13 protein-coding genes are annotated in these 12,767 nt (G+C 74.7%); 10 read left to right on the forward strand and 3 right to left on the reverse strand.

The genetic code is table 11. The features are described 5' to 3' along the window. The first annotated feature begins 64 nt into the window (after positions 1–64). The 8 genes from DT057_RS30895 (at position 65) to DT057_RS30930 (ending at position 9,353) form a co-directional block, all read left to right on the forward strand. Positions 65–1,237: an ABC transporter substrate-binding protein gene (locus DT057_RS30895; RefSeq protein WP_244937414.1), complete on the forward strand. Its 1,173-nt coding sequence runs from the start codon at positions 65–67 to the stop codon at positions 1,235–1,237. After that, on the forward strand, positions 1,224–3,365 hold the full coding sequence (locus tag DT057_RS30900; RefSeq protein WP_128565885.1) for an acetate--CoA ligase family protein: 2,142 nt from the start codon (positions 1,224–1,226) through the stop codon (positions 3,363–3,365). The genes DT057_RS30895 and DT057_RS30900 overlap by 14 nt, the downstream gene beginning before the upstream one ends. 28 nt (positions 3,366–3,393) lie before the next feature. After that, positions 3,394–4,308 (forward strand): SDR family NAD(P)-dependent oxidoreductase, encoded by a 915-nt coding sequence (locus DT057_RS30905; RefSeq protein ID WP_128565886.1) that lies wholly within the window; start codon positions 3,394–3,396, stop codon positions 4,306–4,308. Positions 4,309–4,310: 2 nt separating this feature from the next. Beyond that, positions 4,311–5,477: a thiolase domain-containing protein gene (locus DT057_RS30910; protein WP_128565887.1), complete on the forward strand. Its 1,167-nt coding sequence runs from the start codon at positions 4,311–4,313 to the stop codon at positions 5,475–5,477. A gap of 5 nt (positions 5,478–5,482) precedes the next feature. Then, positions 5,483–5,875: a Zn-ribbon domain-containing OB-fold protein gene (locus DT057_RS30915; RefSeq protein WP_128565888.1), complete on the forward strand. Its 393-nt coding sequence runs from the start codon at positions 5,483–5,485 to the stop codon at positions 5,873–5,875. A 148-nt stretch (positions 5,876–6,023) separates the two neighbouring features. Further along, positions 6,024–6,239 (forward strand): hypothetical protein, encoded by a 216-nt coding sequence (locus DT057_RS30920; protein ID WP_128565889.1) that lies wholly within the window; start codon positions 6,024–6,026, stop codon positions 6,237–6,239. Positions 6,240–6,386: 147 nt separating this feature from the next. Next, positions 6,387–7,949 carry a Na+/H+ antiporter gene (locus tag DT057_RS30925; RefSeq protein WP_128565890.1) on the forward strand — a complete coding sequence of 521 codons (1,563 nt, stop codon included), beginning with the start codon at positions 6,387–6,389 and terminating at the stop codon, positions 7,947–7,949. 222 nt (positions 7,950–8,171) lie between these two features. Next, positions 8,172–9,353 (forward strand): alpha-hydroxy acid oxidase, encoded by a 1,182-nt coding sequence (locus DT057_RS30930; protein WP_128565895.1) that lies wholly within the window; start codon positions 8,172–8,174, stop codon positions 9,351–9,353. 68 nt (positions 9,354–9,421) lie between these two features. Here the strand turns inward: DT057_RS30930 and DT057_RS30935 are convergent, their stop codons facing one another. Continuing rightward, on the reverse strand, positions 9,422–9,667 hold the full coding sequence (locus DT057_RS30935; RefSeq protein WP_128565891.1) for a hypothetical protein: 246 nt from the start codon (positions 9,665–9,667) through the stop codon (positions 9,422–9,424). A 243-nt stretch (positions 9,668–9,910) separates the two neighbouring features. Between DT057_RS30935 and DT057_RS35720 the strand changes: the two genes are divergently transcribed. Together DT057_RS35720 and DT057_RS30940 are read left to right on the forward strand one after the other, a co-directional pair. Continuing rightward, positions 9,911–10,051 carry a hypothetical protein gene (locus DT057_RS35720; protein WP_162501560.1) on the forward strand — a complete coding sequence of 47 codons (141 nt, stop codon included), beginning with the start codon at positions 9,911–9,913 and terminating at the stop codon, positions 10,049–10,051. 218 nt (positions 10,052–10,269) lie between these two features. Next, positions 10,270–11,628 (forward strand): NAD(P)H-dependent oxidoreductase, encoded by a 1,359-nt coding sequence (locus DT057_RS30940; RefSeq protein WP_128565892.1) that lies wholly within the window; start codon positions 10,270–10,272, stop codon positions 11,626–11,628. A 9-nt stretch (positions 11,629–11,637) separates the two neighbouring features. On the opposite strand, the gene DT057_RS30945 is transcribed toward DT057_RS30940, so the two are convergent. Then, complete coding sequence (locus tag DT057_RS30945) at positions 11,638–12,042, reverse strand: carboxymuconolactone decarboxylase family protein (protein WP_128565893.1); 405 nt, start codon at positions 12,040–12,042, stop codon at positions 11,638–11,640. 91 nt (positions 12,043–12,133) lie between these two features. Then, positions 12,134–12,361 carry a hypothetical protein gene (locus tag DT057_RS30950; protein ID WP_128565896.1) on the reverse strand — a complete coding sequence of 76 codons (228 nt, stop codon included), beginning with the start codon at positions 12,359–12,361 and terminating at the stop codon, positions 12,134–12,136. Positions 12,362–12,767 lie beyond the last annotated feature (406 nt).

A 12,767-nucleotide genomic window follows, 5' to 3' on the forward strand; every position in this document is an offset into this window, starting at 1 on the left:
CCCGGCCCGCCCGGGCCTGGCGGCGCTCGCCGGCGCGGCGTTCGCCGGCGCGGCACTCGCCGCCCTGGTGCTCGCGGCCTCGGCCGCCGGGGCCCGCGCCGCCGGCGACACGCTGCGCATCGGCGTCATCACCGACATGAGCGGCCAGTACAGCGAGGGCAACGGCGAGGGCTCCGTCGCGGCGGCCCGGATCGCCCTCGAGGATTTCGGGCCGACGGTGCTCGGGCGCCGGATCGAGATCGTCTCGGCCGACCACCAGAACAAGCCGGACGTCGCCGCCGCCATCGTGCGCGAGTGGCTCGACCAGAAGGGCGTCGACGTCATCGCGGAGGGCGTCAACTCGGCGGTCGCGCTCGCGATCCAGTCGGTCACCCGCGACCGCCGCAAGATCTTCCTGATCTCCGGGGCCGGCTCCTCGGACCTCACCGGCAAGGCCTGCTCGCCCACGAGCGTGCAGTGGACCTACGACACCTACGCCTCGTCCAACTCCACCGCCAGGGCGGTGGTGGCCCGCGGCGGCGCGACCTGGTTCTTCCTCACCGCCGACTACGCCTTCGGCCACGCCCTCGAGCGCGACGCCGCGCGGGCGGTGGCGGCCGCGGGCGGCCGCGTGGCGGGCCAGGTCCGCCACCCGTTCGGCACGCCCGACTTCTCGTCCTTCCTGCTCCAGGCCGAGGGGTCCCCGGCGAACGTCGTCGCGTTCGCCAACGCCGGCAGCGACTTCGCCAACGCGGTGAAGCAGGCGCACGAGTTCGGCCTGCCGCAATCCGGCAGGACCATGGTGGCGCTCCAGGTCACGCTGACGGACGCGGCGGCCCTCGGCCTCGACGTGCTCCAGGGCGCGCTCTTCACCGACAGCTTCTACTGGGACAACGACGAGGGCACGCGGGCCTACGCGAGGCGCTTCTTCGCCCGCCGCGGGGCGATGCCGACCGCCTACCAGGCCGGCGTGACCTCGGCGCTGACCCACTACCTGCGGGCGGTGCGGAGTGCCGGCACCACCGATTCCGCCGCCGTGATGGCGGCGATGCGCGAGGCGCCGGTCGAGGATTTCTTCGCGCATGGCGGCCGGGTGCGGGCGGACGGCCGCATGGTCCACGACATGTACCTGATGCGCTTCAAGGCCCCGGCCCGGTCCAGCGGCCGGTGGGACCTCTACGAGCGCCTCGCCACGGTGCCGGGCGAGGAGGCCTTCCGGCCCCTCGGCGAAGGCGGCTGCCCCCATGTCCGCGACTGAGCCCGGGGCGGGCGCGGGGCCGAGACCCGCCGGGCCGCCGGACCTCGGCGCCCTCGTGCATCCAGGCTCCGTCGCCATCGTGGGCGCGTCCGCCGACCCGACCCGCATCGGGGGACGGCCGATCGCCTACATGCTGCGCGGCGGGTTCTCGGGCCGCATCCTGCCCGTCAACCCGAACCGGTCCGAGGTGCAGGGCCTGCCCTGCTACGCCTCGGTCGACGCCCTGCCGGAGGCCCCCGACGTCGCCGTGGTGGCGGTGCCCGGGGCGGCCGCGCTCGCCGCCGTCGACGACCTCGGCCGGCGCGGCACCCGCGCCGCCATCGTGTTCACGGCGGGCTACGCCGAGGTCGACGCGGCGGGGGCCGCCGCGCAGGACCGCCTCGTCGCGGCGGCCCGCCGGCACGGCATGCGCCTCCTCGGGCCGAACTGCCTCGGGCTGTTCGACCAGGCGACAGGGTTCTACCCGATCTTCACCGCCTCGCTCGAGGGCGGCCTGCCGCTGCCCGGCCGCATCGGCATCGCCAGCCAGTCGGGCGCCTACGGCACCCACCTGTTCACGGTGGCGCGCGACCGGCACATCGGCACCGCCATGCTGGTCACGACCGGCAACCAGGCCGACCTCGACCTCGCCGACGTGATCGCCTGGATGGCCCGGGACGAGGGCGTCGAGGTGATCATGGCCTACGCCGAGGGGGTGCGGGATGGCGACGCCTTCGCGCGGGCCCTCGCGGCCGCGCGGGCGGCCCGCAAGCCCGTCATCGCCATGAAGGTCGGCCGCAGCGCCGTCGGCGGCGCGGCGGCGCAGTCCCACACCGCCTCCATCGCCGGCAACGACGCGGTGTTCGACGCGGTCCTGGCCGAGCACGGGGCGCTGCGGGCCCGCACCACCGAGGAATTGATCGACATCGCCTACGCGGCGACGCGCCGGATCTACCCGGTCGGCAACACGCTCGGCGTGATCACGATCTCGGGCGGGGCCGGCGTCCTGATCGCGGACGCCGCCGAGGCGGCGGGCCTCGCCATGCCGGAGATGCCCCGGGCCGCCCAGGGCCGCCTCCGGGCGATCCTGCCCTACGCGGCGCCGCGCAACCCGGTGGACTGCACGGCCCAGGCCTTCAACGACCTCTCCCTCGTCGGCCGCTTCACCGAGACCATGATCGCCGAGGGCGGCTACCGCTCGATCCTGGCCTTCTTCACCCAGATCGGCGGCGCGCCGAGCCTCGCCCCGGGGATCCGCCGGGAGCTCAACGCCGTCATGGCGCGCCACCCCGACCGGCTCGCCGTGCTCTGCGTCCTGGCTTCGCCCGAGCGCGTGCGGGAGTACGAGCGGGACGGCTACCTCGTGTTCGAGGATCCCTCCCGCGCCGTGGTGGCGATCGACGCCATGGGGCGGCTCGGCGAGGGCTTCGCGGCGGGCCCCCTCGGGGCCCCGCCCGAGGTGCCGCCCGTCCCGCTGCCGGATCGCACGCCGAGCGAGGCGCAGGCCAAGCGCCTGCTCGCCGCCGCCGGCATCGCCGCCGTGCCCGAGCGCGCCTGCGCCAGCCCCGAGGCGGCCGTCGAGGCGGCGCAGGCGCTGGGCTGGCCCGTGGTGATGAAGATCCTGTCGCCCGACATCCTGCACAAGACCGAGATCGGCGGCGTGGTGCTCGGCGTCGCCGATGCCGCGGCGGCGAGGACCGCCTACGCGGCCCTGCTGGCGCGGGCCGCCGCGGCGGCGCCCGGCGCGCGGATCGACGGGGTGCTGGTGGCCCGCCAGCTCGCCGGCGGCGTCGAGTGCATCCTCGGCATCCACCAGGACCCGGCCTTCGGGCCGGTGGCGATGTTCGGCCTCGGCGGCCTCTTCGTCGAGGTGATGCGCGACGTGGTGTTCCGCCGCTGCCCCTTCGGCGAGGACGTGGCCGAGGCGATGATCCGGGCGATCCGGGGCGCCCCGCTCCTGACGGGCGTGCGCGGGCGCGGGCCGGCCGACATCCCGGCCCTCGCCCGCATGCTGGCCCGGCTCTCGGTCCTCGCCGCGCAGGCGGGCCCGCGGCTCGCCGGGATCGACCTCAACCCGGTCATCGCGCTGCCCGCGGGCGAGGGGGCCTTCGCGGCCGACGCCGTCGTGACGGTGCGGGACGCGGGCTAGCCGCCACGCAACCGAGGGAGGAGCCCCGATGGGCATGCTGGAGGGCAAGGTCGCGGTCGTCACCGGGGCGGGCGGGGGCATCGGGCGCGAGATCGCGCTCGGCCTCGCGCTCGCGGGCGCCCGCGTGGTGGTCAACGACGTCGGCGCGAGCCTCACGGGCCTCGGCGAGACCTCGGCGGCGCCGGGCGCGCAGACCTGCGCCATCATCGCGCAGCGCGGCGGCGAGGTGGTGGCGAGCACCGACAGCGTCGCCGGCTGGGACTCGGCCCGGCGCATCGTCGCGGCCGCCCTCGACGCCTTCGGCCGGCTCGACGTCGTGGTCAACAACGCCGGCATCCTGCGCGACCAGATCTTCCACAAGATGACGCCCGAGGAGTGGCTGTCGGTGATTGACGTCCACCTCAACGGCACCTTCTTCGTCTCGCGGGCGGCGGCCGAGCCGTTCCGCCGCCAGGGCGCCGGCGCCTACGTGCACATGACCTCGACCTCCGGGCTCGTCGGCAACATCGGCCAGGCGAACTACGCCGCCGCCAAGCTAGGCATCGCCGCCCTGTCGAAGTCGATCGCCCTCGACATGGGCCGGTTCGGGGTGCGCTCGAACTGCATCGCGCCCTTCGCGTGGAGCCGCATGACCTCCTCGATCCCGGCCGGGACCCCGGAGCAGAAGGCCCGCGTCGCCAAGCTCCAGGCGATGGGCCCGGAGAAGAACGCGCCGCTCGCCGTCTACCTCGCCTCCGACGCGGCGCGCCACGTGACGGGCCAGATCTTCGCCGCCCGGCACAACGAGCTCTTCGTGTTCAACCAACCGCGCCCGGTGCGCAGCGTCCACCGGGCCGAGGGCTGGACGCCCGAGACGATCGCGGCCCACGCGCTGCCGGCCCTGAGCGCGCACCTCGCCCCCCTCGACCGCAGCCCCGACGTCTTCTCCTGGGACCCGGTGTGACCATGACCATCAAGGACCGCGCCTGCATCGTGGGCGCCTACGAGCACCCGACCCGGCGGGCCCCCGACCGGTCGGTGGCGCAGCTCCACGCCGAGTCCGCCGCCGGCGCCCTCGCGGATGCGGGCCTGACCAAGGCCGACGTCGACGGCTACTTCTGCGCCGGGGACGCGCCCGGCCTCGGCCCCCTCGCCATGGCCGACTACATGAACCTGCGGCTGCGCCACCTCGACAGCACCGATCTCGGCGGCGCCTCCTACATCGCGCACGTGGCGCACGCGGCCGCGGCGATCGCGCTAGGGCGCTGCACGGTCGCGCTGATCACCCTCGCGGGCCGGCCCCGCAGCGAGGGCCATTCCGGCACGGCGGCGCGCCCGGTGATCGGCAACGCGCCCGACAGCCCCTGGGAGGCGCCGTTCGGGCCGACCACGGTCAACCTCTACGCCCTGTGCGCCAAGCGCCACATGCACGCGTTCGGCACCACGTCCGAGCAGCTGGCCTGGATCAAGGTCGCGGCCTCGCACCACGCCCGGCACAACCCGGACGCGATGCTGCGCGACGTCGTGACGGTCGCCGACGTCGTCGGCTCGCCGATGCTGGCCGACCCCCTCCACCGGCTCGATTGCTGCGTCGTCAGCGACGGGGGCGGCGCCCTGGTGGTGACCCGGCCGGAGATCGCCCGCGACCTGAAGCGCCCCCGCGTGCGGGTGCTGGGCGCCGGCGAGGGCCACAAGGGCCAGGACGGCGGCGCCGTGGACCTCACCGTCTCGGCCGCCCGCTGGTCCGGCCCCGCCGCCTTCGCGGAGGCCGGCGTCGCGCCCGCCGACATCAAGTACGCCTCGGTGTACGACAGCTTCACCATCACGGTGCTGATGCAGCTCGAGGATCTCGGGTTCTGCGAGAAGGGCGCGGGCGGGCGCTTCGTCGCCGACGGCAACCTCATCGCCGGGCACGGCCGGCTGCCCTTCAACACCGACGGCGGCGGCCTCTGCAACAACCACCCGGCGAACCGCGGCGGCATCACGAAGGTGATCGAGGCGGTGCGCCAGCTCCGCGGCGAGGCGCACCCGGCCGTGCAGGTCCCGAACTGCGACCTCGCGCTCGCGACCGGGATCGGCGGCCTCCTCGGCAGCCGCCACGGCGCCGCCACCCTGGTGCTCGGAAGGGAGTAGGGACGATGCCGGACCGCCCGTGGCCGAACCCGCCGCCGAGCCCCGAGAGCGCGCCCTTCGTGGAGGCCGCGCGGCAGGGCCGCTTCCTCATCCGGCGCTGCACCGCGTGCGGCAGGGCGCACTGGTACCCCCGCGCGCTCTGCCCGTTCTGCTTCGGGGAGACCGCCTGGGAGGAGGCGTCGGGGGCGGGCACGATCTACAGCTACACGGTGCTGCGCCGGGAAACCCCGCCGCGCACCATCGCTTACGTGACCCTGGCGGAGGGCCCCACCGTGATGACGAGCCTCGTCGCCTGCGATCCCGACGCCCTGGCGATCGGCCAGCCGGTGCAGGTGGTGTTCGAGGCCTCGGAGGACGGCACGCCGGTGGCCTGCTTCCGGCCGCGGCCCGCGGGGTGAGGGGAGCGCTCATGCGGATCTCCCGCGTGGATCCGGGCGCGCCCGCGCCGCGGCACGCGCCCGTGACGCGGCACGCGCCCGTGACGCGGCACGCGTCCGCGACCGGACCGCCCCGAGCGGGCCGCAATGGCGTGGTGAAGGGGACGTCATGACCGATTGGGAGACACCGGCGCAGCTCGTGGTCTGGCCGGACAGCGGGGAGGCGGGCCCGGACGACCGGCCGACCACTACCTTGCGCGAGGCCGTGCTCGCCGCCCGGGAGATCGGGGGCGAGCGCGTCGCCTGGATCATCATGGCGGACGGGCACATCCTGCGCCCGGGCCAGATCGCCGAGCTGCAGGCCGCGCTCCGACCCGGCGCCTGACGGGGCGCCGCGCTCCGGCCGGCTTCCCGGCGGCGCCCGCCGCGCTGGCGCCGATGCGGCGCGGGCGCCGGTGCGGCGTGGGCGCCGCCTGGGGTCCCCGCGGGCCCACGCCCGCCCTATCTCCGGGGCGAGGGGTCGGTTGCGTTCATGCTTGTCTTCGAATGGATTGTCGGCGTTCTCGTCGGCGCCGTGCTGCTCGCGGCGGTGGCGCGGCGCCTGGGGGCGCCGTTCCCGGCCTTCCTGGCGCTCGGGGGCGTGGTCCTGGCCTTCGTGCCCCAGGTCCCGAACCTGCGCCTCGACCCCGACCTCGCCCTCGCGCTCTTCCTCGCCCCCATCCTGCTCGATGCGGGCTACGACACCTCCCTGCGCGACCTGCGGGAGAACTGGCGCCCCATCGCCGGGCTGGTGGTCGGCGCCGTCGGGGTCACCACCGTGGCGGTCGCCCTCGTGGTGCGCTGGTTCGTGCCCGACATGCCGCTCGCCGCCTGCATCGTGCTCGGCGCCATCGTGGCGCCGCCGGACGCCGTCGCGGCGCTGTCGGTCCTGAGCCACGTCCGGCTGCCGCACCGCATCGTCACGATCCTCAAGGGCGAGAGCCTGTTCAACGACGCCTCCGCGCTGATGATCTACCGCCTGGCCGTCCCGGCGGCCGCCACCGGCGCGTTCTCGGTCCGGGACGTCGCCCCGACCTTCCTCGTCGGCGTGGCCGGCAGCCTGATCGCCGGCCCGGTCCTGGCGTGGCTCTACCTGCGCGCCATGCGCCGCTTCGGCGACGCGCCGAGCACCATCGTGCTCCAGTTCGTCTCGACCTTCGGCGTCTGGCTCGCCGCCGAGCGCATCGGCCTGTCGGGCGTGCTCACGGTCGTCAGCTTCGGCATCACGGTGGCGCGCCTGGCGCCCGCCACCGTGCCGGCGCACCTGCGCGTGCCCTCGAACGCCGTCTGGGAGACCGCGGTCTTCGTCCTCAACGTGCTGGCCTTCGTGCTGGTCGGCCTCCAGGTCGGTCCGATCCTGGAGGGGCTCACCGGGGAGCAGCGCGGCCGCTACGCGCTGATCGCCGCGGCGGTCTTCGCCACCGTGGTCGTGGTCCGCCTCGCCTGGGTGATGGGGGCGGCGGGGGCCGCCCGGCTCTGGCGCCGGACCATCGGCCCCTCCGGCCCCGAGCCCGCGGGCCTCCTGGCCAGCACCACGGTGGCGTGGTGCGGCATGCGCGGCGTCGTCACCATCGCCCTCGCGCTCGCCCTGCCGGAGGGCGCCGACGCCTTCCCGTACCGCGACCTCGTGGTGCTGACGGCGTTCTGCGTCGTGCTCGGCACCCTGGTGATCCAGGGCCTCACCCTGCGGCCCCTGCTGGCCTGGTTCTCCCTCGGGGACGACGACCCCGTGGGGCGCGAGGTCGGGCGGGCCCGGGCCGAGGCCTACCGGGCGGCCCGCGACAGCATCGCGCAGGACCGCTCGCCCCACGCCGAGGCGCTGCGCCGGGAGTTCACCGCCGCCCTGCGCGAGGCGGAGGCGCACAGCGAGGGCCGCGCCCCCGCGAGCCTGCCCGCCGACGCGCCGCGCCTGCGCGCCGTCGGCGCCGCCCGCAGCACCATCCTGGCCCTGCGCGAGCGCGGCGAGATCGGCGACGATGCCTTCTATCGCCTGGAGGAGGAGCTCGACTGGACCGAGCTCAGCGCGACGCCCCGCGACGAGATCGGCCAGACCTGACGCGCCCCCCCCGCGCGGGAGCGGCCACCCAGGAAAACCGCGGTCCTGCGGGGAAAAAGCAATGGGCAAACCGGGCGCAATGCGGCTATCCCGGTCGCCGCCGATCCGAGACCGGGTTCCGGTGCGCCCGGATCCCGCCGCCAGCACCGCGCCGAGCGAGACGCACCAGCGAGACGCCCCATGCACCCGACCCGAATGCCCTCGTCGCGACCGCCGTCCCTGATGTCGCGCCTGTTCACGCAGACGCCCGTGACCTGCGTCGAGGACCTGCGCGTGCTCGCCGAGCGCCGCGTGCCGCGGATGTTCTACGACTACGCCGATTCCGGCTCGTACACGGAGGGCACCTACCGGGCGAACCAGGACGATTTCGCCGACATCAAGCTGCGCCAGCGCGTCGCCGTCGACATGACGAACCGCACCCTCGCCAGCACCATGGCGGGCCTGCCCGTGAGCATGCCGGTGGCCCTGGCGCCGACCGGCCTCACGGGCATGCAGCACGCCGACGGCGAGATCCTGGCGGCGCGGGCGGCCGCCAGGGCCGGCGTGCCGTTCACGCTCTCGACGATGAGCATCTGCTCGATCGAGGACGTGGCCGAGAACACCGACCGGCCGTTCTGGTTCCAGCTCTACGTGATGCGCGACCGCGCCTTCATCGACCGCCTGATCGATCGCGCCAAGGCGGCGCAGTGCTCGGCGCTCGTGCTGACCCTCGACCTCCAGATCCTCGGCCAGCGCCACAAGGACGTGAAGAACGGCCTCTCGACCCCGCCCCGGATGACGATCCCGAACATCATCAACCTGGCGACGAAGCCGCGCTGGTGCCTGAACATGCTGCGCACGCAGCGCCGCACCTTCCGCAACATCGTCGGCCACGCCCAGGGCGTCGGCGACCTGCGCTCGCTCTCCTCCTGGACCGCCGAGCAGTTCGACCCGACGCTCAACTGGGACGACGTCAAGCGCATCAAGGACCGCTGGGGCGGGAAGCTGATCCTGAAGGGCATCCTCGATCCCGAGGACGCGGAGCTGGCCGCGCAGAGCGGCGCCGAGGCGCTCATCGTCTCGAACCACGGCGGGCGCCAGCTCGACGGCGCGGTCTCGTCGATCGCGGCGCTGCCGGGCATCGCCGAGGCGGTCGGGGACCGCATCGAGGTGCTGATGGACGGCGGCATCCGCTCGGGCCAGGACGTCATCAAGGCCCTGGCGCTCGGCGCGCACGGGGTCTTCATCGGCCGCGCGTTCCTGTACGGCCTGGGAGCGGGGGGCGAGGCGGGCGTGACCCAGTGCCTCGACATCATCCGCAAGGAACTCGACGTCACCATGGCGATGTGCGGCCTGCGCGACATCCGGCAGGTCACCTCGAGCATCCTGGCGGGCAAGCCCGCCCTCGCCAACCGTCCCTGGTAGACCGGGACGCCCGGCCCCGGGCACGGGCTCCCTCGCGGGCCCTCGGCCCACGAGGGCGCCGGCGGCCCCTACATGCGGTGCATGCCGCGCGAGTGCATCCGCCGGTGCATCATGTGGCGCTTCATCATGTGGCGGCGCATCATGTGCCGCCTCATCATGCGGCGCTCGTGGTGGTCCATCGCGGCCGGCTCGACCATGCCCTGGCCGGCCTGGATGCCGGCGGGGCTCGCCGGGGCAGCGGAGGCCGCGCCGAGGCCGAAGGTCAGTCCGCCGAGAACCGCGGCGGCGGCGAGGCCCAGAGTCATCGTCTTCATCGTGAGGTGTCTCCTCTGCGGTCGCCCATCCGGCGGACGCGACGCGGGCTTGGCGTGGGCGAGCCAGCAGGAAAGTTTTTTCTCAACACCACGGTTCCGCGGAGACCGTCGTTTCTTTGCCGACCGGCTTGCCCAGAGAACGGGCACTCCGTCCCGCACCCTCCGATCCCGCCGCGCGTTCCAGGGGGTGGTCCGCCGGGAGACGTCGATGCGTCTCGGGAGCGGCGCCGGGGGGCAGCGCGAATGCACGAGGGAATCCGGATCCAGGCCGACGCGGACGGCACCTTCACGGTGTTCAGCGACACCCGCGTCATCCTGCGCGGGCTGATCCGCGCGAAGGCCTACCGCCTCGCCTCGCACCTCGGCGAGATCGTGCGGTACTGAGCGGCGTCCGCGGTCCCCGCGCGGGAGCCGCGGGGCCTGCGTGCTCCCGGAGGCCCTTCGGCCCGGGCCGCTGCGGGCGGGGGCCGCTCCGGGGCCCGCCGCCGGTTGACGCCGCCGTCCCGATCCGTGACGCTCGCCCGCAACGGGGATCCGCCAGGATCGCCCGAGGGGAAGCGCATCGGGCGATCCTGCGGGGCGGCCCAGGGAGGCGAGGCGGCATGAGCCTGTATCGGAATCTCGCGGCGCGGGCGGAGGCCGGGCAGCCGGTCCGGGTCGGCGTGATCGGGGCCGGCAAGTTCGGCTCGATGTTCCTGTCGCAGGCCCCCCGCACGCCGGGCCTGCACGTCGCCGGCATCGCGGACCTCGACCCGGCGCGGGCGCGCCAGGCCCTGGCGCGGGTCGGCTGGGCGCCGGAGCGGTCCGGCGCCGCCTCGTTCGCCGAGGCGATGCGGCAGGGCACGACCTGCCTCACGGACGACGCGGAGGCGCTGATCGCGGCCGACGGCATCGACGTCATCGTGGAGGCCACCGGCCATCCCTCGGCGGGCATCCGGCACGCCCTCGCCTGCTGCCGGCACGGGCGCCACATCGTTATGGTCAACGTCGAGGCGGACGCCCTCGCGGGCCCGCTCATCGCGCGGCGGGCCGCGGAGGCGGGCATCCTGTACTCCTTCGCGTACGGGGACCAGCCGGCGCTCATCGCCGAGCTCGTCGACTGGGCCCGCACCGCCGGCTTCCGGGTCGTCTGCGCCGGCAAGGGCACCAAGTACCTGCCGGTCTACCACGCCTCGACCCCCGAGACGGTCTGGGGCCATTACGGTTTCGGCGCCGAGCAGGTCGCGGGCGGCGACTTCAACCCGCAGATGTTCAACTCGTTCCTGGACGGCACCAAGTCGGCGCTCGAGATGGCGGCGGTCGCCAACGCCTGCGACCTCGAGCCGGCGCCCGACGGGCTCGCCTTCCCGGCCTGCGGCGTCGACGACCTGCCGAGCCTGCTGCGCCCGCGGGGCGACGGCGGGATCCTGCCGCATGCCGGCACGGTCGAGGTGGTGTCCTCCCTGGAGCGCGACGGGCGCCCGGTCTTCCGCGACCTGCGCTGGGGCGTCTACGCCACCTTCGAGGCGCCCTCCGACTACGTGCGCAAGTGCTTCTCGGAGTATGGCCTGAGGACGGACCCGAGCGGGCGCTACAGCGCCATGTACAAGCCCTACCACCTGATCGGGCTCGAGCTCGGGATCTCGGTCGCGAGCGTCGTGCTCCGGGGCGAGCCCACCGGGACCACGCGCGGCTTCCGCGGCGACGTGGTGGCGACCGCCAAGCGCGACCTCAAGGCCGGCGAGCGCCTCGACGGCGAGGGCGGCTACACGGTCTACGGCCGCCTGATGCCCGCCCGGGCCTCGCTCGCCGCCGGCGGCCTGCCGATCGGCCTCGCCCACGACCTCGTCCTGACCCGGCCGGTCGCCGAGGGCCGCGCCGTCTCGTGGGACGATGTCGCGTTCGACGCCGCCAACCCCGCCATCCGCTTCCGGCGCGAGATGGAGGCGGTGTTCGGCCGCGAGGCCGGGATCGGCGGCTGAGGCGGCCCGTCAGGCCAGGAATTCCGGGTCGACCGGGACCTGCATCGCCGTCACGAGAGCGTTGGTCTCCGACGCCATGCCGATGATCGCCAGGAGCTCCCCGTGCTGCGCGTCGCTCAGGCCCTTGGCCCGGGCGGCGGCGGTGTGCGAGTGGATGCAGTAGGAGCACCCGTTCGCGGTCGAGACCGCGATGTAGATGAGTTCCTTGGTCAGGGGATCGAGGGCGCCGTCCGCCGCCATGACCGCCTTCAGGCTGGCCCAGGTCCGCTCCAGCACCGCCGGCTGGTTGGCGAGCCCGCGCCAGAAGTTGTTGACGAAGTCCGAGCGGCGTGCCGCCCGGATGTCGTCGAACACCGCCTTGACGCGGGGGTCGGCCTGCACTTCGGCGTCGCTCCAGAGCTTCACGGTGGCCATGCGGGAACATCCTCCTTCGGGGGCCGCATGATCCGGCGCCGCGGGGCCCGCGTCGAGGGGGCCCGGCGCCGAGCCCCGTCGCGCCGGAGCTCTAGAACCTGCGCTCGTTGCTGGCGACCGGCCGGGGCCCGCGCTCGGACTCGGTGAGGACCGCCCGGCAGCCGGGGCTGAGGTTCACCCGCTCGCGGCGCAGGCAGGCGGTGATGCCGGGGACGTTCGGGATCTCGCTCGCGCACAGACGCCAGACGTCGGGCGTGCAGGCGGCGCGCTGGTCCGAGCTGGCCTGGGCCAGGCACTCGGTCGCCCCCCAGAGGCTCATGATGGCGATGCAGGTGCCGAGATACTGCGTCCTCACGATGATTCCCCGCATTTCGAGAGCGACAGGAGGGCACCGCCGCGCGCTGCCCCACGGGACCGGGGATGCCCCTCGTCCGGCCATCCCCACGAGATGTTCCGCGCCGGCCGGGCGGAGCAGCCCGCCGTCGGCTCGCACGCGCCGCCCGACCCGAGGACACGCGGCCCGCGCGGATGCACCACGGGTGCGCCCGCGCGGCATCGCCCGGTCTCGCGAGGACTGGAGAGTACAGTAGCCGCGTGTTCGCGCATGGTGCGTGACGCAGCGTTCAACACGGCAGGCGTCGAACTGTTCCGGCGGGCGCGGGCCCGGGCCCGCGGGGCGGGAGGCGAACCGGCCGGCGCGCGCGAGCGCGGCGGCGACGCGGGCC

It is taken from the genome of Methylobacterium crusticola, from assembly GCF_003574465.1.
Taxonomy (GTDB): Bacteria; Pseudomonadota; Alphaproteobacteria; order Rhizobiales; family Beijerinckiaceae; genus Methylobacterium; species Methylobacterium crusticola.